Source organism: Spirosoma sp. 48-14 (assembly GCF_001898575.1).
Lineage (GTDB): Bacteria > Bacteroidota > Bacteroidia > Cytophagales > Spirosomataceae > Spirosoma.
Genome location: NZ_MKUD01000025.1, coordinates 114,802 through 139,365, shown reverse-complemented (window position 1 = coordinate 139,365; position 24,564 = coordinate 114,802). Strand labels below are relative to the sequence as shown.

At 48.4% G+C, this 24,564-nt stretch carries 16 protein-coding genes; 11 read left to right on the top strand and 5 right to left on the bottom strand.

What is annotated here, in order from left to right; translation table 11 throughout:
* Positions 1–250: 250 nt before the first annotated feature.
* From BGO59_RS15390 to BGO59_RS15375, 4 genes are all read left to right on the top strand, one after another.
* Entirely contained in the window at positions 251–1,495 is a 1,245-nt protein-coding gene (locus BGO59_RS15390; RefSeq protein ID WP_293684511.1) for a dicarboxylate/amino acid:cation symporter, read from the top strand.
* A 97-nt stretch (positions 1,496–1,592) separates the two neighbouring features.
* The gene (locus tag BGO59_RS15385) at positions 1,593–2,030 is read left to right on the top strand and encodes a chromate transporter (RefSeq protein ID WP_293684510.1); all 438 of its coding nucleotides are present in this window, start codon (positions 1,593–1,595) and stop codon (positions 2,028–2,030) included.
* A 267-nt stretch (positions 2,031–2,297) separates the two neighbouring features.
* On the top strand, positions 2,298–3,212 hold the full coding sequence (locus BGO59_RS15380; RefSeq protein ID WP_293684509.1) for an ABC transporter ATP-binding protein: 915 nt from the start codon (positions 2,298–2,300) through the stop codon (positions 3,210–3,212).
* Positions 3,213–3,314: 102 nt separating this feature from the next.
* Entirely contained in the window at positions 3,315–4,637 is a 1,323-nt protein-coding gene (locus BGO59_RS15375; RefSeq protein ID WP_293684508.1) for an ABC transporter permease, read from the top strand.
* A gap of 72 nt (positions 4,638–4,709) precedes the next feature.
* Here the strand turns inward: BGO59_RS15375 and BGO59_RS15370 are convergent, their stop codons facing one another.
* Positions 4,710–7,643 carry a hypothetical protein gene (locus BGO59_RS15370; RefSeq protein WP_293684507.1) on the bottom strand — a complete coding sequence of 978 codons (2,934 nt, stop codon included), beginning with the start codon at positions 7,641–7,643 and terminating at the stop codon, positions 4,710–4,712.
* Between the two features lie 140 nt (positions 7,644–7,783).
* Here BGO59_RS15370 and BGO59_RS15365 point away from each other — a divergent pair, with 140 nt between their 5' ends.
* Positions 7,784–8,113 carry a YegP family protein gene (locus tag BGO59_RS15365; protein WP_293684506.1) on the top strand — a complete coding sequence of 110 codons (330 nt, stop codon included), beginning with the start codon at positions 7,784–7,786 and terminating at the stop codon, positions 8,111–8,113.
* Positions 8,114–8,170: 57 nt separating this feature from the next.
* Here BGO59_RS15365 and BGO59_RS15360 read toward each other — a convergent pair whose 3' ends face one another.
* Complete coding sequence (locus tag BGO59_RS15360) at positions 8,171–9,244, bottom strand: glutaminyl-peptide cyclotransferase (RefSeq protein ID WP_293684505.1); 1,074 nt, start codon at positions 9,242–9,244, stop codon at positions 8,171–8,173.
* A 138-nt stretch (positions 9,245–9,382) separates the two neighbouring features.
* Positions 9,383–12,814 carry a methylmalonyl-CoA mutase family protein gene (locus tag BGO59_RS15355; RefSeq protein WP_293684504.1) on the bottom strand — a complete coding sequence of 1,144 codons (3,432 nt, stop codon included), beginning with the start codon at positions 12,812–12,814 and terminating at the stop codon, positions 9,383–9,385.
* Positions 12,815–12,962: 148 nt separating this feature from the next.
* On the opposite strand from BGO59_RS15355, the gene BGO59_RS15350 reads away from it, so the two are divergent.
* Together BGO59_RS15350 and BGO59_RS15345 are read left to right on the top strand one after the other, a co-directional pair.
* Positions 12,963–13,829 carry a TraB/GumN family protein gene (locus tag BGO59_RS15350; RefSeq protein WP_293684503.1) on the top strand — a complete coding sequence of 289 codons (867 nt, stop codon included), beginning with the start codon at positions 12,963–12,965 and terminating at the stop codon, positions 13,827–13,829.
* A 288-nt stretch (positions 13,830–14,117) separates the two neighbouring features.
* Positions 14,118–15,734 carry a restriction endonuclease gene (locus BGO59_RS15345; protein WP_293684502.1) on the top strand — a complete coding sequence of 539 codons (1,617 nt, stop codon included), beginning with the start codon at positions 14,118–14,120 and terminating at the stop codon, positions 15,732–15,734.
* 342 nt (positions 15,735–16,076) lie between these two features.
* Here the strand turns inward: BGO59_RS15345 and BGO59_RS15340 are convergent, their stop codons facing one another.
* Complete coding sequence (locus tag BGO59_RS15340; RefSeq protein WP_293684501.1) at positions 16,077–16,706, bottom strand: isochorismatase family cysteine hydrolase; 630 nt, start codon at positions 16,704–16,706, stop codon at positions 16,077–16,079.
* A gap of 122 nt (positions 16,707–16,828) precedes the next feature.
* On the bottom strand, positions 16,829–17,647 hold the full coding sequence (locus BGO59_RS15335; RefSeq protein ID WP_293684500.1) for a hypothetical protein: 819 nt from the start codon (positions 17,645–17,647) through the stop codon (positions 16,829–16,831).
* A 206-nt stretch (positions 17,648–17,853) separates the two neighbouring features.
* Here BGO59_RS15335 and BGO59_RS15330 point away from each other — a divergent pair, with 206 nt between their 5' ends.
* Genes BGO59_RS15330 through BGO59_RS15315 form a run of 4 tightly spaced genes read left to right on the top strand, consistent with a single transcriptional unit; the run spans position 17,854 to position 24,551 of the window.
* On the top strand, positions 17,854–18,534 hold the full coding sequence (locus BGO59_RS15330) for a sigma-70 family RNA polymerase sigma factor (RefSeq protein ID WP_293684499.1): 681 nt from the start codon (positions 17,854–17,856) through the stop codon (positions 18,532–18,534).
* Between the two features lie 24 nt (positions 18,535–18,558).
* Complete coding sequence (locus tag BGO59_RS15325; protein WP_293684498.1) at positions 18,559–19,578, top strand: FecR family protein; 1,020 nt, start codon at positions 18,559–18,561, stop codon at positions 19,576–19,578.
* Entirely contained in the window at positions 19,575–23,060 is a 3,486-nt protein-coding gene (locus BGO59_RS15320; RefSeq protein ID WP_293684497.1) for a TonB-dependent receptor, read from the top strand. Before BGO59_RS15325 ends, BGO59_RS15320 begins: the two co-directional genes overlap by 4 nt.
* Positions 23,061–23,078: 18 nt before the next feature.
* Positions 23,079–24,551 carry a RagB/SusD family nutrient uptake outer membrane protein gene (locus BGO59_RS15315; protein ID WP_293684496.1) on the top strand — a complete coding sequence of 491 codons (1,473 nt, stop codon included), beginning with the start codon at positions 23,079–23,081 and terminating at the stop codon, positions 24,549–24,551.
* Positions 24,552–24,564 lie beyond the last annotated feature (13 nt).

The following is a 24,564-nucleotide window of genomic DNA, read 5'->3' as shown; positions in this document are numbered from 1 at the left end:
ACAAGCAAAAAAATAATGTTTGCGGTCGGTTGATTGTTCATTTGCACTAAAAGAGTTGCTAAAACCAGACGAAATACCTGATATGTACGAATTTCCGGAACTGCACGGATTCTGTTACATTTGTCAGATAGGCTATCGCTTGTAAATCCCAACTAGCCTGAGCGCTGTTGTTTACAAGTCAGCAGCAGGAATAGTACATTGAGAACGTAATAACAACCAATCATCAACCATCGAACGGAACTAGTACTACATGAAACTCCCAAATCTGACAACACGAATTTTTCTGGGCATGGTGCTCGGGATTGCCATTGGTTATTTTTTCCCGGATACTGGCTCGGGTTTTTCGGGAATCGACCTGAATATCCTGTCCAAGATTTTTCTTCGGCTCATTAAAATGATCATTGGACCGCTGGTCTTTTCGACGCTGGTGGTCGGCATTGCCAAGCTGGGAGATTTTGGCGTTGTGGGACGAATCGGATTGAAAACCCTGGCTTATTTTTACTTCGCAACCATCTTGTCGCTGGTGGTAGGGCTATTGGTTGTAAACATCATGAAACCTGGTGAAGTGATGGATTTGCAATTGCCAGCCAAGGGTACCGATGTGGGGCTGGAAGTTAAAAAGCTTACATTCACTAATTTCATCGAGCACATCTTCCCAACGAGTTTTATTGAAGCGTTGGCCAGTAATGAGATCCTCCAGATTGTTGTGTTCAGCATCTTCTTTGGCGTAGCTGTCGGATCGGTCGGTGCGTATGGCAAAATAATGATCAAAGCACTTGACGCGCTCTCACACATCATGTTCAAAATTACAGGATATGTGATGTCGTTTGCGCCTTTTGGGGTGCTGGGCGCTATGGCGGCTGTAGTGGCCAAACAGGGGCTGGGTATTCTGGCCGGATACGCTTACCTTATCCTGTGCTTCTTTGGGGGGTTGTTGTTTTTTATTTTCGTCGTATTGTCGCTTATCTGCCTGGCTGCCCGAATCCCTTACTTTGCCTTGTTGAAAGAAGTGCGTTCGGCTATTATCTTATCATTCAGTACAGCAAGTTCAGAAGCGTCGTTTCCGCAAACGATCGAGGCCCTACGGCGGTTTGGTTGTTCAGAACGTATTATCTCGTTTGTTTTGCCGCTGGGCTACTCATTCAATCTGGATGGGTCGATGTTGTATATGACGTTTGCTACGGCCTTCATTGCCCAGGCTTATGGTATTCCCCTGTCGCTGGGGCAGCAAATCACAATGATGCTCACCCTCATGATTACATCTAAAGGTATTGCGGGTGTACCACGGGCTTCATTAGTGATTATAGCCGGTACACTTTCGCAGTTTAATCTGCCACTCGAAGGGCTGGGACTGTTGCTGGGGATCGATCAGGTATTGGATATGGGCCGGTCGGCAACCAGTGTAGCGGGTAATGCTGTAGCTACCTGTGTGATCTCGAAATGGGAGGGTGAATTCAGAACGCAGCCCATTGAGTCTGACGAGGTTACCGTTTGATAAATCATGCCCTGATTTTGTTGAAAGGGTGCTATAAGCTGTAATTTTAAGGAGGTTAATCATGCAATTGTTATATTCCCTAAACCTCTTTACTCTTATGGCTCAGCCTGCCGTACTCGAAGCTGAATTAGCTCCCTATTTTACAACCAAAGCACCTTTTCAATTCCCTATAAATTTTCGGGAGGGGTTTGTTAAGTTCTGGCCGATTGTCACCCTGGTCTTATTAATTCTGGCTGCTCCTGGGATTCTGCTATTTTTAGGAATCGGAACCGCTTTGATGCCTGCCACTTTTATGGGTGGTGCAAGTGTTGGGTTTGCGTATAGTATTTCTATGATTTTAGCCATAGTTGGCTTAGTATTAAGCATTTTAGCGCTTCCTGGATTGTTCAATCGGAAACGCTCAGGTTGGGTCTACAGTTACTATGCACAGTTAATTAGTGTCGTAACCAGTATTTTGTCGTTCAGCCTTTTTGGGGTTTTACTCGGCTTGCTATTTCTAATGTTACTATTTCAGGTTAGAGAGTATTACAACTGAGTGGATTAATGAAGTTCTATACTATGGATTGGTAATCTATACATCCCGATCAAAAAGATTAGCGGGTAACTCTCAGCTACTTTTACCAATTCTAACAAATTTGACTAGAAAGGGCCATACTCGAAGTTGGGTATGGCTTTTTTATGACCGTTTGTAAGGCACATATGCAGTTCGTCCGTAAATTGGTGGTAGATACTCGCCTTATGTCCGTAGTTTGATGCGTCAAACAGTACGAATTAACCTAAACAGAATAAGTTACCGACACTCGTGACCAATATCCTCGAAACCCATCACATCATCAAACAATATGCCGAACACCGGGCGCTGGATGATGTGAGCTTATCCGTCCCTAAAGGGTGTATTTTTGGCCTGCTGGGGCCTAATGGTGCTGGAAAGACCTCACTGATTCGCATCATCAACCAGATTACAGCCCCCGACTCTGGTGAGGTTATTCTGGATGGTGAGCGGCTTAAGCCAGATCATATCAAACGCATCGGTTACCTGCCCGAAGAGCGGGGCTTGTACAAGAAAATGAAGGTGGGTGAACAACTACTTTACCTGGCACAGCTTAAAGGCCTGACCGAAAAACAGGCTATGGAAATGCTGAAAGTCTGGTTTGTCAAGTTCGACATCAAGACCTGGTGGAATAAGCAGATTCAGGACCTTTCGAAAGGAATGCAGCAGAAAGTTCAGTTTGTAGCAACAGTTTTGCACGAGCCCGATCTGATTATCCTTGACGAGCCCTTTTCTGGCTTCGATCCAATCAACGCCAACCTGATCAAAGACGAAATTCTGGAACTGCGCGAGAAGGGGAAAACCATTATTTTCTCGACTCACCGGATGGAATCTGTAGAGGAGTTGTGTGATTACATTGCTTTGATCAACCGCTCCCATAAAATTCTGGATGGCTCGAAACGGGCAATTAAGGAGCAGTTTAAAACGCATACCTATCACATTGAATACCAGGGTGTACTAACAAGTCTGCCAACGGCCTTTGAGGTTTTGCGAAACCAGCCTTTGGAAGACGATTTCCAGCGGGCCGATATTAAGATCCCTCCCGATGCTTCGGTAAATGACCTGATCCGGCACTTGATCGACACAGTTGCTCTTCGGTCTTTTGGCGAAAATATTCCCAGCATGAACGACATTTTCATCCAAACCGTAGGCGAAAATAATGATTGACTGATAGCCTGATTGAGTTGTTGAGTGCTTCAATCGGGGCATTCGTAATTCCTTTTACCAATTCACTCATTCTATCATTCATCAATTCTATCATTAACCCTTATGCATACAATTTTCCTGATTATTAAGCGCGAATACCTGGTACGGGTGCGCAAACGGTCGTTTATCGTTATGACGATACTGGGTCCCGTTCTGATTTTCGGCTTCTATGCCATAATTGGCTGGGCCGCCGTTAGCTCCATAAACCAGAAAAAAGTAGCCGTCGTCGACGAGAGCGGGCGGTTTGTCAATAAGTTTAAGGCCGATAATGAAACGGTGTTTTCGTACCCTAAAGAATCGCTGACCAATGCGAAAAAGTCATTTGTGAAGCAGGGATACGATGCGCTCGTCTTTATTCCGAAAGATGTGATCGACTATCCTAAAACGGTACAGATTTTTGCCGAAAAGAGCGTCAGTCTGGCGTTGCAGAGTAATATTGAACGAGCGATTGGTAAGGAAATCGAGACGATTAAGCTGGAGCAGGCTGGTATTACGCAAAAAGTGATTGAAGATGCCAAAGTGAACGTCGATGCGCAGACGATCAGCTTGAGTGATTCGGGCGAAAAAAGCAGTAACGGCATTGCTACGACCATCATCAGTGGGTTTTGTGCCTTGCTCATCTATATTTCAGTGCTGATCTACGGTACACAGGTAATGCGGGGGGTAATGGAAGAAAAAACCAACCGGATTGTTGAAGTGATTATTTCGTCGGTGAAGCCCTTCCAGTTGATGTTGGGTAAAATCATTGGTGTTGCGCTGGTTGGACTGACCCAGTTCCTGCTCTGGATTGCCCTGACTGCCGGTCTGATTACGGTTGGGTCCAGCGTGCTGGGTCAAAAAGAAACGGCGAAATCAGCCATGTCGGCTCGTATGAATGGCATGCCTGGTCAGCAGGAGGTCCAACAGAAGATGGCGAAAGATAAAAATCCGGTAACTAGCATCATGGCTGCCATTGAGACGCTTAATATTCCGTTGATTATCAGCTGTTTTCTGTTCTATTTCCTGGGCGGGTATCTGCTTTATAGTGCCTTATTTGGGGCTATTGGCGCTGCCGTCGATAGTGAGACGGAGACGCAGCAGTTCATGTTTCCGATCATGATGCCCATCATTGCAGCTATTGCCTTTGCCCAGATTGCCGTCCGTGACCCCGATGGGCCGCTGGCATTCTGGACATCCATTATTCCCTTTACGTCGCCAGTTGTCATGATGGTGCGGGTGCCTTTCGGGGTGCCAATTTGGCAATTGATGCTGTCAATGGGGCTGCTGGTGCTGGGATTCTTAGGAACTACCTGGATAGCGGCCCGTATCTACCGCGTTGGTATCCTGATGTACGGCAAAAAAGTTTCCTTCCGTGAACTCTCGAAATGGGTGTTCTATAAAGGGTAATCGTTAGACATTCAGAACTAAGGGCGACACGGGTGAACAACTGTTCACCCGTGTCGCCCTTAGTTCTGAATGTCAAATCCCAATATCAATAACCAGCGGCTGAATGAGCCACTGGCCCGTGGTCAGATTATAGATACTTCGGAAACCCGCTTCGAACGATGTACGTAAACGGAGGGCGTTGAAGACAAAAGAAACATCGAGTCCTGTAGTCTGAAAATTATGAATCTGGGTTTCATAACCTCGTAGTCGGCCATAAATGTCCCGCACTTCAACGGAGCTTTGTCCATTCACTCCATCAACGAATCCAGCTGCTTTAATGCGTTGTACATACAACCAGCGCCCAAGTGACCAGTGCGTATCGGCAACAGGTAATCGATATTCTACACTGCCCGCTTTGATCTGATCATCAGCAATATAAGCCTGGCCTCTGGGGTAGAATACAGCAGCTCCGAATTGATACGTTCCCTGAGCCTGGAGCTGATAACCAGCCCGTAAACGGAGGGAGTGATGTTTTCCAAGGCCGGGTAAGAATACATTGCCCTGAATGCCCAATTGTTCAGCTGTGAGTTTTCCGCCAAAGGGGGTCGTTCGATAGTTTACGGCTATCGTCTGGCCCCAGCGTGGCGCAACATCCCGCTTACTTTGTCGTAGCAAATGTGAATAGCTGAACCCATAGGTAAGGGCACTCAATGACCCCGACGAGCCTACCTCGGTTATATAGCGATACGGTAAGTCGTAGCCGCTTACCTGCAAATAATTATAATAGGCCGACAGACTGATACCCTGTATGTATTTAGAATTTGTTAGTTGTAAAGGCAATCGAAAACCAGCCGTAACCTGATTATAAGTCCACCGATCGGTCCGCAGGCTATCTGCCGGAACAACCTTGTCGATATACAACGAGGTCGAACGGGCGCCACGCTGAAAACTGACATCAATAATCGGATAGAGCCCTTGATAACTCAGAAGCGCATAAAAATTACCAGTTCGTTCGGTTTGGTTATACGTATAACCCGCACTGAGTTGGGTAGTGCTTAATAAATCCTGTGAGTTGAGGCCAATTGACAGAGTTTGCCCGGAACTGCTTAAAACAGGCCCCCAGTTGTAAACATTGAAGGTATGAACCAACCGACGGAAGCGAGAAGGTGAATAGGGGGTTATATTGATTGACGAGTCGGCTAAAACCTGGCGGCCTTCAGCAGCACCTGGTTCCCGATTCGCTAACGAGCCGAAGTAACGGACAAGATTCTCCCGGACTGGCTCAGTTACGGGGCGCCAATCTGAAGGGTTGAGCGGCATATCGGTTATGCGGTAGCCAGTGGCCGAAAAGTCCTCAAACGCCAGACGGCTGCCAGAGGGCGATACAGCGGCATGATAAGCGGCTAGTGGGCGGGATGTTACCTGAAAAACCGCTTTCGACGTACTATTCACTGCGTAGATATTATCGATACCCGAGCGGGGCGAGTTGTAGAAAACATAGTTTGCCCATGGTTGCGGGTGGCTGATGTTTTCATTGGTCCAGGGCAGTAAATCGAGTTGATTTCCTGACTCGGTATCCAGACGTCGGAGCGTTTTCCTGCCATCTTTCAGCACAATGACCAGTATGGTTCGACTGTCTTCGTACCAGCGTGGATGCTGATAAAACTCATTAGCTGGATTCGGCAGCGTTTTGAGAACCTTACCAGTGAGCGCATCGAGAACAAGAAGCTGAGTTTTGTAGCGTTCAGTATTATCGACTACAAGTAGCTTCGAGTTGTCGGGCGAAATGGCTACGGTTGTATATCGGGTGTGATGCGTTAATCGGGTGAGTTTGCCGGTTTTCAGATCCAGTAGACGGATGGTTGAATAGATACGCTGGCTCCACCGTGGATCATAGCCAAACTCAATCCAGCACGCTTTGGATGCGTTGGCCGACAGGAACCCTGGATCGTTGGTAAAGCCTTGTACCTGAATCGTTTTTTCGGGTTGGTTTTTACGTAGGATCACCAGCCGGGGTGTGTCGCCCAGGCCACTTTTTAGGCATATCACTGTCGAGTCGTTCAGGAACTGAGGGTGCTGGTAATTGGTAAAAACTGGTTTAGCGGTCCGCTGCTTTTCGGCCTTAGTGGGAAAGGGATCGGCAGGAGTTAGGGTGATCTGTTCCTGTTGTTTTTGCCAGGTTTCCGTCAGATCATCCATCGTTTTACGATACAAATCCTCGGTTCGCAGACCAGTTTCGTCCTTGATACTGGCCGAAAAGGCAAATGGCCATGGGAAACGGCGGTAGTTGCGATTCAATACCCGGCTCCATACATCGGGCCCGTAGGTCCGTTTCAGGTACGTGGTCAGAAAATACCCCAACACATAATGATTCGGGACATTATCACGGAATGAACCGGAAACGGCTTTCGGATAATCGAACCGATTGCCTGCCAGTAGATTAGCCCGCATACCTAGGTCGAAGTTGGGGATTCGACCTCGTCCACTCGTACTTAAAAGCGTTTCATTACTGACAGCATCGCCTTCGGCAAACCAGTCGGGAACCGTGAATAGGGGGAGATAAAGCCCCGTACTACCCAGCAAGGTATTGAGAACCCGTCCATATCCCTGCAACGCTTTATCATTTTGAACGACGTGCCGGTATTCGTGAACGGCTAGTAAATCGAGCCAGTTGAACGTGCCGAGCAAACCAGGGTCCTGGGGGGCGATGGCAAAGAACTCTGAACGACGGGGGAATAGAGTTACAAACCCGTTGCTGTTGGTGGTCTGGTTCTGAAGCAGGACCGAAAGTCGGCGGGGCTGCTTGCCAAGTGAGGCACTGGCAGGCTCGTACAGGTCTTCGAGCCGGTTGGCGGTTCGTTGAGCCGTCGAGTCGAGACCAGTCGGGTATAGTACGCGAAAGTGAGGGGTATTGAGCTGATACCAACGCAGACTGGTTGGGTTCTGATCCAGAACTGGAAGGGTTTGAGCCAAAGCTGTCAGTGAAGCTGGCAGGAGCAGGGTAGTTAAGAGTCGTCGTAAATGCATCAGTATCAATGTTACGGCTTTTTCGCTGAAAAAGTATAAAGGGTATCGTGCTGTATCGTCTACATGATTAATAACCATTGTTTTATCAACAAGAAGTGACTTAATTTACAGCTAATGTCACCCTTAATTCACTATAACACATGGGAAAGTTTGTTATATCGACCCGGAAGAACGGAGAGTATCAATTTAACCTAAAAGCAGGAAATGGCCAGGTCATTCTGGCCAGCGAAGGTTATTCAAGCAAGGCCGCCTGCGAAAACGGTATCGAATCGGTTCGCAAAAACTCGCCGGATGATGACCGATACGACCGTAAGGAATCCTCCAATGGCAAACATTATTTCAATCTGAAAGCAGGCAACGGCCAGATCATTGGTAGCAGTGAGATGTACGAAACCGTAGCCAGTCGGGAAAACGGTATCGATTCCGTTAAGCGTAATGCGCCCGAAGCCACCGTCGAAGAAGTAGATTAACAAGCCCCGTTCGAGATTGGCTGGCAAAAGCAAACGCTACTGCCAGCCAATTCCTGATTAACGTAACGCTACGGTCTGTTTGGGCTGATTCTTTAGCTGGATTTTAAACAAAGTAGGCCAGTTTTTGCCCGTCACGTAAAACGCGTTTTCGTCGGCTCGGTACGCAATCCCATTTAGCACATTGGCTTTAGTATCAATGGTTTTGGGTAAAATAGCTTCCATCGAAAGTTCACCAACCACCTTTCCCGTCGTTACATCAATTTGCACGATTCGATTGGTTTGCCAGACGTTGGCGAACACATAGCCATTTACATATTCCAGTTCGTTGAGGTTCATGACCGGCCCAAAATTGTCGTAAACAGCTAGTTCACCAGTACGACGAAAGTCTGGCGTAAGAAAAAACAGCCGATTGGTGCCATCACTCAGAATTAATGTCGAGTCGGTATGCGTAAGCCCCCAGCCCTGTGTGTGATAGGTGAACGTTTTGTCAAGCGAAAAATCCATGGTATACCGAAAGCATACGCCCGATGTCCAGGTAAGCTGGTAAATTTTGTCGCGAAAAATAGTAATCCCTTCCCCAAAGTATTGACTGGCCAACGGAACCGATTTTTCGATGGCACCCGTTGCCAGATCCACCTGCATCAGTTTCGATTGCCCATTGAGGCCCGTACTTTCATAGAGGTTCCCCTGATAAAATTCCAGGCCCTGCGTAAAACTGTCTGCTTGATGGGGGAATTGTTTTAGCACCGAGTAGGTGAGGGCTACAGGTCTGAAATCGGACCATAATTCAACCGAAATCGTATCGGAGGTCAGCGTTTTATTGCGAAGCTTCCCGGCAACAATGAGCGGATGCAAGCCCGTTTTTAGGGATGTCGCCCGAATCGTTAGCGTGCTATCCGTTTGCTGAATAATACGAAGTGGATTGGTACCCAGCGAAACGACGGCCTCCGTAATTGGCTCGCTAAGTTGAATCTGTAACGTATCGCCCAGCGTGAACGTATTTTTAGACAGTGTGGCTATCGAGGGCTTCTCGGCCTCGGTAGCTGTGGTTTCATCATGGCGTTTCGTCTGGCAGCCAACGTAGAAACTACTCAGCAGCAGTACGAAAAATAGATACAGGTTACGGTTCATTGTATGTTCATTGGCCTTGGTATGGCATTCATTCGTAGTAACGAACAATTGATCAATTTATATAAACCTACCCGATGCCAATGATTGAAATCGCTTAGAAAATCAGCTTTTGAATCGTTTATCGGTACGATTTGGTTGTTACATATTCCGCCGATACTGGCCCCCTACGGCATAAAGTGCGTTGGACAACTGGCCGAGCGAACAGACTTTGGTAGCTTCCATCAGGCTTTCAAACAGGTTGCCATTGGTTAATGCGGTTGTCTGTAAATTGGTTAGGGCTACAGCTGCTTCGGCCTGATGCTTTTTCTGAAATGCCTGACACGATTCGACAGCGTAACGTTTTTCTTCGTCCGTTGAGCGAATAACTTCACGAGGGATAACTGTAGGCGAACCGGCTGGATCGAGGAAGGTATTGACGCCTACAATGGGTAACTGACCATTGTGTTTCAGCGTCTCGTAATACATCGACTCTTCCTGAATTTTGCTACGCTGATACATGCGCTCCATGGCGCCTAAAACTCCTCCGCGTTCATTGATCGCCAGAAATTCCTGATAAACAGCTTCTTCGACAAGGTCGGTCAATTCGTCAACGACAAAAGCGCCTTGCAATGGATTTTCATTCTTAGTGAGCCCAAACTCCCGATTGATAATCAGCTGAATGGCCATGGCCCGCCGAACGGATTCTTCGGTAGGGGTTGTAATAGCTTCATCATACGCGTTGGTGTGCAGCGAGTTGCAGTTGTCATAAATGGCTAGTAGTGCCTGCAAGGTGGTACGAATGTCGTTAAAGGCTATTTCCTGCGCATGCAAACTCCGCCCCGATGTCTGAATATGGTACTTTAACTTCTGCGAACGATCGTTGGCTTTGTACTTGTGTTTCATCGCTTTTGCCCAGATTCGCCGGGCTACCCGACCAAGCACCGTGTATTCGGGGTCCATGCCGTTCGAGAAGAAAAACGACAGGTTGGGCGCAAAATTGTCGATATGCATCCCCCGGCTCAGGTAATATTCTACAAACGTAAATCCGTTCGAGAGGGTAAAGGCCAGTTGGGAAATCGGGTTGGCGCCTGCCTCGGCAATGTGGTATCCCGAAATCGAAACCGAATAAAAATTCTGGACCCGATTGTCGGTAAAATACTGCTGAATATCGCCCATCATCTTGAGCGCAAACTCGGTCGAGAAAATGCAGGTATTCTGTGCCTGATCTTCTTTCAGAATATCGGCCTGGACCGTCCCCCGCACGCGACGGAGGGTGTCGGCTTTAATTTTTTCGTAGACCTCTTTAGGCAAAACTTTATCGCCCGTAGTGCCAAGTAGCAGCAATCCCAACCCATCATTCCCTTCAGGAAGTGGGCCATTATATGACGGAATGAGTAGTGGGGAGTTTGCCGTGAGGAGTGCTGACGCATCCTGATTCGTGTGTAGCCATTCTCGCTCCTCACGGCTAACTCCCCGCTCCTGGTTAAGAAGCCATTTCTCACACTGCTGGTCAATGGCAGCATTCAGGAAAAAGCCCAGCAACATGGGGGCAGGGCCGTTGATGGTCATGGAAACTGAAGTGGCCGGATCGCAGAGGTCGAAGCCTGAGTAAAGTTTCTTGGCATCGTCGAGGGTACAAATGCTGACCCCCGAATTACCAATTTTGCCAAAAATGTCGGGCCGCATGGCTGGGTCTTCGCCATACAGTGTGACCGAATCGAAGGCGGTTGAGAGTCGCTTGGCAGGTAACCCTTTGGAGACGTAGTGAAACCGACGATTGGTCCGTTCGGGGCCACCTTCCCCGGCAAACATACGGGTTGGGTCTTCGCCTTCGCGCTTAAGCGGGAATACCCCAGCTGCGTACGGAAACTCACCCGGTACATTCTCGGTTAGTAACCAGCGCAGCACATCGCCCCAGTCGTGGTATTTCGGCAAACTCACTTTGGGGATTTTCAGATGCGATAAGGTTTCAGAGTAAAGAGGCTGCCGGATCACTTTGTCCCGAACCGTATACTCGTAGAAGTCAGCCGTATAGCGTTGCTGAAGTATTGGCCATTGAGTCAATAAAGCGCGGCTGTCGGGATGGAGCCGTGCGTCAAGCACTGTGTACAACTTTTGCAGTTCGTCTTTAATCGCACCGTCTGGAAGTAAGGTCAAAGTGCCGTGTATCTGATACAGTTGCCGGGCCAATGTAGTTTGTTCCTGCACAAACGCATCGTACCGACGGCTCTCTTCCACAATTTCAGCCAGGTAACGTACTCGGTCTGGGGGAATGATGGCCTGGGGCGTGGTGCTGGGAGTGGGGTGCTGGGAGCTAGGCGTGGTGGGGGCAAGGGGAGGTTTATTACCATCGCTCTGTTTCATGCTCCCTTCTCCCTGCCCCATGCCAACCAACCCCATCAGCCGATCAAACAGGGCATTCATCCCCGGATCGTTAAATTGAGAGGCTACAGTTCCCAGAATGGGCAGGTCATCGTCGGCAATATCCCATAGATTGTGGTTACGCCGATACTGTTTCCGAACGTCGCGTAAGGCATCCAGAGAGCCCCGTTTATCGAATTTGTTGATGGCGATCACGTCCGCGAAATCGAGCATGTCGATTTTTTCGAGTTGGGTGGCTGCTCCATACTCAGCGGTCATTACATACAGTGTCTTATCAGCATGTTCGGTAATCTCAGTGTCCGACTGCCCGATGCCCGAGGTCTCGACAATGATCAGGTCGAAATGGGCTGCTTTGCATACGTTAATGGCATCCTGTACATGCCGACTCAGTGCCAGATTCGATTGTCGGGTTGCCAGCGAACGCATATAGACTCGTGGCGACTGAATGGCATTCATCCGAATCCGATCGCCCAGCAGTGCCCCGCCTGTTTTTCGTTTCGATGGATCGACGGATAAGATAGCCAGCGTTTTATCCGGGTACTGACGCAGGAACCGAAGGACCAGTTCATCGACCAGCGATGATTTTCCGGCACCTCCCGTTCCCGTAATGCCTAAAACGGGGGCGTATTGAGTGATGGAGTGATGAAGTGGTTGAGCAAATTGTTCAGGATGATTCTCGGCGGTGGTAATTAACCGGGCTATAGTATCCGATTCGACAGGCGACAGTTCAGCCGCCTGCTGATCAGGTGTCGGAGGAGCAAAGTCGCATTGGTGCAATAAATCGTCGATCATGCCCTGCAATCCCATGGCCCGGCCGTCGTCGGGCGAGTAGATGCGGGTGATACCATAGGCATGAAGTTCCTCGATTTCGGTTGGTAAGATGGTGCCGCCACCACCTCCAAAGATTTTGATATGACCAGCTCCACGTTCGTGTAGCAGATCATACATATACTTGAAAAACTCAAGATGACCACCCTGGTAGCTGGTCACGGCAATCCCCTGAACATCTTCCTGAATGGCACAGTCAACAATTTCGGCAACTGACCGATTATGACCCAGATGAATCACTTCGGCACCGGACGCCTGCATAAGTCGACGCATCAGATTGATGGCTGCGTCGTGCCCATCGAACAAAGACGCGGCTGTAACCAGACGGATTTTATGGGCAAATGCTTGTGAATGAACGGATTTAGGCTGTTGGGCTACCATACGGGGTATTGATTAACAACTCGACTAGGCTACCAAAGTTACACACTCAGCGGAAATGTAGTTTCGGTAGGCAGATTCGTTCGTGAATTACGACAATTTACGATGGTTTGTTTCATTACTTTTGTGTTCAGGCTTTACGAAGAATTTTATGCAAAAACCGCTAAAGATAGTCTCGTTGGTGTTGTGGCTGATGAACCCATTTTATACACAGGCTCAGGACCACGCCCTGCTCTATAAAGTGACCGGGCCGGGGCTGGCAGAGCCGTCCTATCTCTACGGGACGTTTCATATGGTATGTCCAACCGACCTGTCGATTACCGACGAAATAAAAAAGGCACTTAGTGATGCCCGGCAGGTCTACCTGGAACTGGATATGGATGATCCGACGATGATGGCAGGTATGATGAAAGCGGCTATGATGACCAACGGAAAAACGGCTAAAGACTATCTCTCGGCCGACGATTATAAGCTGCTGGAAAGCTATTTAAAACAGAAAATGAACATGAATCTGGCGCAGTTGGGCATGATGAAACCCATTGGCTTATTGTCGCTGATGTACATGGGTATTCTGAATTGCGAGCCAGTATCGTATGATCTGACATTTATGCAGATGGCGCAGAAAGACAAAAAAGAAGTGTTGGGCCTGGAATCGCTGGAGGCACAAATGGCCGCACTGGATAAAATTCCGCTGGATGTGCAATTTAAAAGTCTGGTCGATATGGCGCGTAAACCCGAAGACGCCAGTAAGGAATTTCAGAATTTTTTGTCGGCATATAAAACACACGATCTGGAAAAGCTGATGAAGCAGATGAAAACCAGTCAATTCGATGCCGGGATGAATGAGTTTGAGGGCGATTTGCTTGAAAAACGCAACACAAGCTGGATTCCAGTGATTGAAAAGGCCGCTAAAGAAAAGCCAACCTTTTTTGCATTTGGAGCCGGTCACCTGGGCAATGAAAACGGCGTTATCAATCTACTACGCAAAAAAGGCTATACCGTTACGCCAGTACAATAGTTAGCTGCATCGCCAAAAAATCAGTGCTTGTTTGTGGGTATGTGTGCGACAGTAAGCGCGTCCCTTAACCTGGCGGTTTTGGCTCGTTTGCTGACTCCAGTTGACAAAGTAACCGCCTAAGTTGGGGCACTTTTTTAGGTCACCTGCGATAGGGGAAACTCCCCAGTTAGGTACGTTTTTTAAATCAAGTTAGTCAACTTCTATTGACAGATGGTAGATCTCTGTAGTAAACCTTTGCCAAGTTCTTCTTTGTTAGAAGAATTGATAGCTAAACAAATAATTTAATTTATGGCTCGTAGCTTTACAGGGATTTTAGTATCAGCCGCAAGAGCAGGTGCAAGGGCATCACGTAGATATGAAGCAGAACAACGTAGGCAGGCTTCTGCACGAATAAGATATGAAAAAGCTATAGAAAGAGAACATATCAAATATGAAAAAGAAAGCCTGAAAAGAGCCAAACAAGAATATTTAGAACTAAGATTAAAAGAAGCTGAAGAACTTACAATTGAAGATAAAGTAAAGTTCACATATTTAGCCACTGGAATTATACCAGAAACCCTTGAAATTGACGATACTATAAATTTTGAAACTTTAAAGCCTGAGTATCTACCGCCTTCTGAGGAGTTACCTGCTAAAATTTTAGAATTACCTGTTGAACCTTCAGAAGTCTTGTTTATAGATAGTGTTGGGAAAATGCCTATTTGGGGCAATTTGTTCAATTCAGTAAAATTAAAATGGTTAGATAAAATTGAACGAGCAAAAAATGATTTTCGGGTAGCTCATAAAGATTGGGAACAGAATATTAAAGAGAAAAGTAATGAAATTGAGAAATATAAATTAAAAGTACAAAAGAAAAAGGAAAATTACGATTCAGAATATCATAGGAAAATTCAAGAAATTGAAGAGTTTAAAAATTTATATTTTCTAGGTAATGAAGAAGCAGTAGCGTCTTACGTTAGTCTCGTTCTCGAAAACTCTGAGTATAATTTTGATTGGGAAAGAGATTACAAAGTAGCCTTTAACAAAAATTCAGGTGAATTATTAGTTGAATTTAAGCTACCTACTATAGAGGTAGTTCCGAACATTTTGGAATACAAGTACGTCAAAACAAAAGATATCATTGAAGAAAAACCCCGAAAAAAAGCTGAAATTGACGCTTGTTATAAAAGCCTAATCGCAAGTATTGCAATCAGGACTATCCATGAGATTGTAGAATCAGATCAATCGAACTCTGTTGAAGTCGTCATTTTCAATGGGTTTGTCGAAACAGTAGATAAAGGTATAGGGAAAACTATATTCCCGACATTATTAAGTATATCCACAAGTAAATCAGAGTTCATAAAAATTAATCTTGCGAGAGTTGAGCCTATAAAATGCCTTCAAAGCCTTTCTGCTAAAATATCGTCTTCTCCGAGTGAACTTGTGCCAGTGAAACCTCTTAAGGAATTCTCAATGGTGGATAAAAGGTATGTTACAGAAGAAGATATTATTTCTACACTTGATATTAGTCCTAACTTAATGGAATTAAATCCATTTGAATTTGAAAATCTTGTAACGAATTTATTCTCAAAAATGGGCCTTGAAACAAAACAAACGAGGTCTTCAAAAGATGGTGGTATTGATGCAGTAGCTTTTGATTTAAGACCTGTACTTGGAGGGAAAATTGTTATTCAGGCAAAAAGATACAAAAATCTTGTCGGAGTATCGGCAGTTAGAGATTTATATGGAACAATGATAAATGAAGGAGCTACTAAAGGTATTCTGGTTACAACAAGCTGGTATGGTTCAGATGCTCATCAATTTTCAAAAGACAAGCCTATTGAACTCATCGATGGGAGCGGCCTTTTATATTTATTACAAGAAATTGGTATAAAAGCAAGAATTATAATTCCTTCTGAAGCGTAATTTTAGCTGGCCCTTCATGGACAACTTTCTGTCGACAGGACGCTCGTCAAGCCGGAAAGTTTACAGCCCAACCAAACAGGGATGTAAAGGTAGGGAGCTATGTTTGTGGTCTCGAGTGGTCTCATTATCCATCAGCTCCTTTGGTCGTTAGCTGCTGGTTAAACCAATTACGTAAAACGCTTAGAAGTTGTTTGGCTTAGTCAACTTAAAGCGTTTGGCCCAGGTAGGGTAAGGGCAGATTCTCAAATCTGCCCTGGCGAGGTTTCGTAAAACTGAGCCAGACATACCGTTCGGTTTTGAGAAACCTCATGAGGCAGGTTGTAAGAACCTGCGCTCACGAACTCAAACAGCCTCTAATGGCTTTTGCGTCTGTGCCTGAACCAATTCGGCCAGATTCAATTCAGTTGAGGGCGTCGTGTCGGCGTTGAGCATGCGTTTCATGTAGGCCAGCGCTTCCGACGTGTATGTCGGCTTTATAGCGGCTACACAGTCGGCTGGTATGGACAGCTTCAGGTCGCGCATGTAGGCATCATTGGCCGTAAACAGAATACACGAATCGGTACTGATGCCAGTTAAGACTATATGTTTGGCTTTCAGATAGGTCAGTAGCGTGTCCAGGGTAGTGGCGTAAAATCCCGAATGCTTCGGCTTCAGTACAAAATAATCGTCGGATTCGGGTTTAAGCACTTCTGCCAGGTAGCGTCCCCGAACGCCATCGTGCAGTACATGGTCGGTAACCTCCGTAAAATCGGAGCGCCATTTCCCGAAGTTATCATTCACGTAAACAATAGGAATGTTTATGGCCCTGGCCCGTTGTTTTAGGGTCAGAATGGCATCCGCAGCTCGACGGGCAGGGCTTTCCAGTTCATCGCCACCCGGAAATTCCAGGTCGTTAATCATATCGATAATCAACAAAACGACTGGCGACGAATCGGGTGCATTTCCGTGTAAATCATTCTCTTTCGTTTCCATAGTTCGTAGTAACGGTATATTCATGCAGAATCAGCCTGTCAGGCCGATTGTTGTTTTGCATTACTATAAACAGGTCAGAAAGTTTACGTTCAGGCTAGGTTGTTAGCGAACTAGCCAGCGATTTAGTTGCCGGGTTTGTTTGTGTATTCCATGAAACGATACACTTCTTGTCGAACCACATCGAACGTTTGGGCTGCCTGACTTCGGAGTTGCTTGTAGGCCGGGGCTGGCATTAGGGGCGTTGGTGAATCGGCCTGAACCGGATTGGCTACGTCGCTCAGACTCTTGACAAACTGTGAGGTACTGAACTCATACCCTTTTTCGCTGCCATTCGGAATCACCAGTGATGCAAAATCCCAGGCAAGCAGATTACCCCGTTTAATACGCTCTTCACCCAGTTTCTTTATTTGTTTTAGCACGCCCTCATAATCAGCTCCCGGTGTTCGGCGTTTCATGCGCTCCACAATCATGAATTGCGTATTGTCGGGGGCAAACCTGGGTGTATATGCACCATCGCTGATTTCCCAGATTTCCATTTTTACTACCGGCGCCGTATTCCGATCCCGCTTCTGGAGGTCCGCCATTTTCGCCTGTACACTGTCGCCGTAGATGCGGGCCATGGCTTCAGGCGAAGCGCCCCGTATGGCCATCTCTTTCGAGATAATACGCGTCACGTAGTCGTATTCGGTCTGGTTTGGGTTTGACGTAAACTGCTTTACGGTCATGTACCAGCCTTCCAGTCGCCCTTCATCGACAGCCGCCTGGTTGATCTTTTTCCATTCCCGCTCCACAGGAAGCGCATCCTGAATGGTAAGACCCGGATTCAGCTTGTGATAGATCAGGTACATGTACAGCTTTTGCGGAGGAGGTGTTTGAGCTGTTGCGACAAAAATGTACAGGGACGCGAAAATCGACAGCAGAAGGGTACGGCGGATTGACATAGAGGAATGAATGAGTTGTTTTAGACCAAAAGGCATCGGGAGCCAATCACTACCCAACCCGCATGTGGGCATCACGTGTTTATGGCCGTTATAGCCCCAGCGATGGGGAGTAGCTGAGGTTATTTGCATTTTATGGATAAAAAATAAAAATCGGTTGGGGGATTTATGCGCTGAACTTGTCTTTCTAGTACCAGACCCTCAACGCAATGCCTGCTCCTGTGTTTGCTATTCTCCGACCAACCAGCCCCGATTCTGATGGACAAGTGCCACTCGCCAGGAGCCAGACCGACGCGCCCCAGCCAATGCCCAACGACGGTGAATTGTTTATCCGTAATGCATTCAACGATGACCCTCGACTGGGTTGTGAATTGCTTTTCCGGCAGTATTTCGCTCCGTTGTGCAGTCATGTGGTTCGGTTTGTCTATAACCGACAGCTTGCTGAAGACCTGGTAGCCGATTTGTTCTACACGTTTTACACAAAAGAGCTCTATAAGCAGGTCACCGGTTCTTACCGGGCGTATTTGTACCAGGCCGCCCGTAACCGAGCGTATAATAGCCTTCGCTGGGAGTTAGGCCGCCAGGAAACTCTGCCTGATCATCTTGACCGACCCGACCTTGACACCACCCAGCCCGATCGGTTGCTTCAGCAGGATGAACTGTATCGAGCCGTCGAACAGGCTGTTCAGCAATTGCCTACGCAACGGCAGCGGGTGTTCCTGCTAAGCCGCTTTGAAGGGAAGTCCTATAAAGAAATTGCTCAGGAAATGGGGATTTCGCCGAAAACAGTCGAGAATCACCTGCTTCGGGCCACGTCTGCATTGCGGCAACTACTTCGTAATCAGCGGCTCATAAGCTGGACCTTCCTGTTGTTTACCACCCTGTTCTGATACTCAACGATAAAGCCACCGGGTATGCAACCTTCTAAAGAATTGATTTTTAGCTACTTTGCCGGACAGGCTACGTCGGTTCAGCAAAAAATGATCGGGGAATGGCTCGTCCAGCCCGGTAGTCGTGAACTCTATTTTCAGTGGCTCGACGAATGGGAGCGTGGCTTTCCGCAGTACACGCCCGATGTGGCGCACCACCTGGATTTGTTCCGACAGCGGCTCGATGCCCCTTCCGAGATTCACGCGCCCCCGCTACGACCTGTTGAAGGGCATGCGCAACCGCTGTGGCATCCCGGTAAATGGCTGGTTGCGGCTACGGTCGGGCTGGCTTTGCTGGCTGGTGGATGGGTATTTCGGGAGAAGATCGTTTACAGGACGATTACGACCAATCGGTACCAACTGCGGTCGCTGCAACTGCCCGATGGCTCAACGGTGGCTCTCAATAGTAATTCAAGTTTACGGATGCCCCGAATCGGCTATGGCTGGCTCTCCCGCAATGTGTTGCTAACGGGCGATGCCGTGTTTGCGGTAAAGCATCTACCCAATGACCAGCCGTTTGTGGTTCAGACTACAGACGGGCTGGCTGTGGAGGTGCTGGGGACTGAATTCTCGGTTCGAAGTCAGATCAATCGGGCTGAAGTGGTACTCAAACGGGGTAAGGTCAATTTGCATTATACGGCGGACGATCGGCCTGAGCAGCAACTGATTATGCAACCCGGCGACCGGGTTACCCTGGACGATAGGGGCGCTTTACGGATGCATACCCAGGCTGATACGACTCAATTTGCCCAATGGCGTTACCGACTGTTCAGTTTTAACAATACCCCACTGCGCGATGTGGCGCATCAGATTCAGGCCGTGTTTGGGGTAACCGTTCAGCTCACCGATCCGGCCTTGGCACGGCGGACACTCACCGGAACCATCCGGGCCGGGTCGTCCGATGAACTGGCTGAAGCCTTAGCTGAATTACTTGGCCTGCACGTCAGTCACCGCGACCAGAAACTTGTTTTTTCCATTGCTTCCGAAACCCAGCTTACTCAATGACAAAATCACTACCGTTTGCGCTGATAACCGGTTGGTTGCTCAGTGTTGGTTATGGGCATACCATTGCCCAAACCCTTGCCTACGCCCGAACGAATCAGCAGATCGACAACGGGCAATCGACTAAAGGGAAAGAGATTAGCGTGGCGAATCAGTCGCTCAAACAAACGCTTCTCCAATTGAAAGAGCATTATGGCGTCGATATTCTGTTCGAAGAGTCAGTGGTTTCCCGGCACCTTAGTCCGCTGGAATCGATTAATCTGGGGAGTCGACTCGAAACCAATCTGAATGCCTTGTTGAAACCCGTTGGTCTTCGATTTAAGAAACTGCGTTCGGGAGCATACCTGATTTTACCGCCGAAGAACACCGATCGGGTCATTATCCGTACTCCCGAAGCCGCTACCACCACGACAACGGCTGGCCCTGTACAACTGTCAGGATTGGCCAATCTGGCCGTCGTTCAAATGGCCGAACTTAACCAGAATGATGTTCGGGTGAGTGGGCGCGTCACCAGCGAAACGGGTGAAGCCCTGCCGGGCGTAAGTGTGGTGGTGAAAGGGTCACCACGCGGCACGACGACCGACGCCCAGGGGCGTTACAGCCTGACCGTACCCAATGACAGGGGCAATGCTATAACCCTGGTATTCAGTTTCGTTGGGTACATCAGTCAGGAGCGGGACGTCCGAAACCAGTCGAGTATCGATGTGCAACTCGTGCCCGATACCAAATCGCTGAATGAAGTGGTAGTTGTCGGGTATGGTCAGGTAAAGAAAAGCGATCTGACCGGGGCGGTTTCTACCGTTCCGGTGGATGAAATTCGCAAGGTGGCCGTTACCTCGCTCGATCAGGCCATTCAGGGCCGGGCTGCTGGCGTACAGATAACCCAGAACTCGGGTGCACCGGGAAGCAGCACCAGCATTCGGATTCGGGGTGGTAACTCCATTCAGGGGGACAACGAGCCGTTGTATGTCATCGACGGTATTCCGTTCAAGAACGACGGGGCTGGAAGTGGTTCGAGTTTCAATGTGCTCAGTACGCTCAATCCGAGCGATATTGAATCCATTTCTGTACTGAAAGATGCTTCTTCAACGGCCATTTACGGGTCGAGAGGGGCCAACGGTGTCGTGATCATCACCACCAAGCGCGGTAAAGCGGGCAAATCGACCGTCAATCTGGATGTTTATTACGGTATTCAGAATGTTCGGCGGAAATATCCAGTCCTGAATGCACGAGAATACGCCCAGTTTGTAAACGATGCCAATACCAACGAAGGACGGCCGGCCATATACACCCAGGCACAGGTTGATGCGTTTGGTGAAGGTACCGACTGGCAGGATCAGATTTTTCGGCAGGCCCCCATGGCAAATTATCAGCTCTCGATGAGTGGGGGTGACGAACGAACGCAGTATGCGCTTTCGGGTGGGTATTTCAAACAGAACGGGATTGTGGTCAACTCCGACTTTGAACGGTATTCGTTTCGGGTGAACCTGGATCGGAAACTGACCGAAAAAATCAAGGTTGGTAACAGCCTTACCCTTAGCCGTACTGTAACGAATCAATCCCGTACCGATGGCGATTTGGGCAGTGCCGGACTGGTAACGATGGCTGCCCTACAGTTTCCTCCCATTTTGCCCATTCGGGGGGCTGATGGCAATTACCTGATTACGGACCCTGCTCTGGCTTTTACCGCCGATAATCCGGTCGCCCTGGCAAACGACAGTAAAAACCGCAATATAGCCAACCGGGTGTTTGGAAGCGTATTTGGTGACTATCAGATTATCAGTGGGCTAAACCTGCGGGTGTCGCTTGGGATTGATGGCGTTTTGCAGAAGCAGGATTCGTATCTGCCCCGGTCGGTATCCAGCGGACTAGCGCAGGGTGGGGCGGCTTCGCTGTTCAACAGCCAATCCATGACCTGGCTGAATGAAAACCTGCTGACCTACACCCGTGCATTTAATACGGTACACAACATCACCGCCCTGCTGGGATATACCCAACAGGCCAACCGGACCGAGAGTAGTACGGCTTCGGCCCGTAACTTCGTGAACGACAATCTGGGTTCGAGCAATCTGGGTTCGGGTTCGGTGCCGCTGACCCCCAGTTCGGGTGTTGGTACCTGGGGACTGCAATCGTACCTGGCTCGGATCAACTATAGTTACAAAGATAAATACCTGCTTACGGCCTCGTTCCGGGCCGATGGTTCGTCCCGGTTTGGGGCCAACAAACAGTATGGCTATTTCCCGTCGGCGGCTCTAGCCTGGCGTGTCTCCGAAGAAGCGTTTTTGAAAAGTGTGTCAGCCATCAGCGATCTCAAATTTCGGGCAACCTATGGTTTGACGGGTAATCAGGATGGTATCGGTAACTACCCGGCTTACTCTCTGCTTGGAACGCAGAATTATGTGTTCGGCAACGCAGTTTCAACCGGTCTTGGCCCCGGTCAGATTGCCAACCCCGATTTATCCTGGGAAACAACTACTCAGGCCGATATGGGGCTTGATCTGGGGTTGCTGAACAATCGAATCACCCTGACAGCCGATTTCTATGTGAAACGAACCAAAGATCTGCTGCTGAACGTGACCATACCCAGTACGTCGGGCTTTTCGAGTGCGATCAAAAATCTTGGAAAAGTAGAGAATAAAGGCATTGAACTGAGCTTGTCGTCCTACAACCTCGACGGGCCTTTCAAATGGCGGACCGACCTGAATTTCTCACTCAACCGCAATAAAGTACTGGACATCGGTGGTGTGCCCCAGATTTTTGCCGGACAGGTCGCGAACATTGGGCAAAACCTCAACTCGGGAATCATCCGGGTAGGGGAGCCGCTGGGGACCTTCTATGGCTATGTGACAAACGGGCTATATCAGACCACCGATGAACTGGCCGCGCTGAGCGATCCCCAGGCACGTAAACCCGGCGATCGGAAATACCTGGATTTGAACGGCGATAAGAAAATTGATGATAACGACCGCACGATCATCGGCCGGGCACAACCCAAATTCATTGGCGGGATCAGCAATACGTTTTCGTACAAAGGGGTAGAGTTAACGGCCTTTTTTCAGGGCGTTTATGGTAACAACATCCTCAATGCCAATCGGTACGAGCTGGAATACCTGAATGCAACCACTAATCAGGATCGCGACATGCTGAATCGGTGGACACCCACCAATACGAATACCGATATACCACGGGCATCGACTACCCGACCGGCCAACCGCGTTTCGACCCGGCAAATCGAAGATGGCTCGTACCTGCGATTGAAAAATATACAACTGGCCTATAACCTGCCGAATACAGTACTGAAATCGCTAAAAATCCAGTCGCTGCGGGTGTACGTAACCGCACAAAACTACCTGACCTGGACCAATTACTCCGGGTATGATCCTGAAGTAAACCGATTCGGGCAGGATAGCCGTAGCCAGGGATTTGATTATGCCAGCTACCCGGCGGCTAAAACGATTCTGTTTGGATTAAATGTCGGTTTCTAATCAAAACATCTTACAAGTATGAACTTATCGACAAAATGGATGGCGAGTTGCTGGCGAAAACGTTCGCGCTTGCTCGCTTTCACGCTTCCGCTCATTACCTTAACGGCCTGTGAGGTGCTGGACCAGAAGCCGGAATCGAACTTTACCCCCACGAATTTTTACAAAAATGCGGACGATGCCAAAGCCGCCGTCAGTGCTGTATACGATCCGCTGAACAATGCAAATATGTATGCTCAGGTCATGTGGATTTTACAGGACCAGGCAACCGACGATGCCGAATGGGGCAACGGGCGATCGACCGCCAATCAGCCCAAAAATGACCTGGACAAATTTACCTTTACCCCGGCAACGGCAACGTTTCAGTCGATCTGGTCAACCGTATATCAGGCCATAAACCGGGCGAATGCCGTTATTAGCCGGGTGCCAGCGATCGCCATGGACGAAACTACGAAAGCCCGTTTCATTGCGGAGGCCAAATTCATGCGGGGTTTCTATTACTTTACCTTAGTCCGTTTGTTTGGTGGCGTGCCCCTGGTCACCACCGAAACGACATCGCTGGACAAACTCAATGTAGCCCGGGCATCGGTCGATGATGTATATACCCTGATTATCCAGGATTTTACCGAAGCCGAGAGCATTCTCCCGACTTCTTATTCGACGGCTGATAAAGGGCGGGCTACCAAAGGGGCTGCCAAGGCGTTTCTGGCAAAAGTCTATCTGACACGTCAGGAATGGGCAAAAGCCTCGGCCAAAGCGAAGGAGGTTATCGATCTGGGTACGTACGACTTATGGGCCAACTTTGCCGATGCCTTTCTGATTGCCAATAAAAACGGGAAAGAAGCTGTCTTTGAAATGCAGGCGCTCAGTGGTGGATTCAACGAGGGAAGCTGGATGCAGGGGTATATGCGGCCCAATTTTGATCGGGTGAATGGGGTAGCTGGCTTCGGTGACGATCCTCCAACCGAAAACCTGTACAAAGCCTACCGGGCCGACGACAAACGCCGGAATGTTACGTTAAAACTCTATTCGGCAACCACGACTCCAGTAGCCCCTTCCAGCGTTTTATTCCCCTGTTATGTCTATAAATACCTTGACCCTTCGGCTACGGCCAACGGAGATGGGGGTAATAATTTCCCGATTATCCGGTATCCCGACGTACTATTGATGTATGCCGAAGCGCTGAATGAACAGGGGGCAAACAATACGGATGCCTACGCTAATATCAACCGGATTCGGAACCGGGCGGGTTTACCCAATTTAACGGCGAATCTGAGTCAGGCTCAGTTTCGGGATAGTTTGCTGCTCGAACGACGGCTGGAACTGGCTTTCGAAGGGCATCGGTGGTATGATCTGGTCCGTACCAAACGGCTCATCGCTGCCATGAAAGCCCAAAATCCCAGCATCCTGGTCGATGAACATCATTATCTGTACCCCATCCCTCAAACGGAACGCGACGTAAACCCTCAGTTAACCCAAAATCCCGGCTATTAATATGGGACATTGA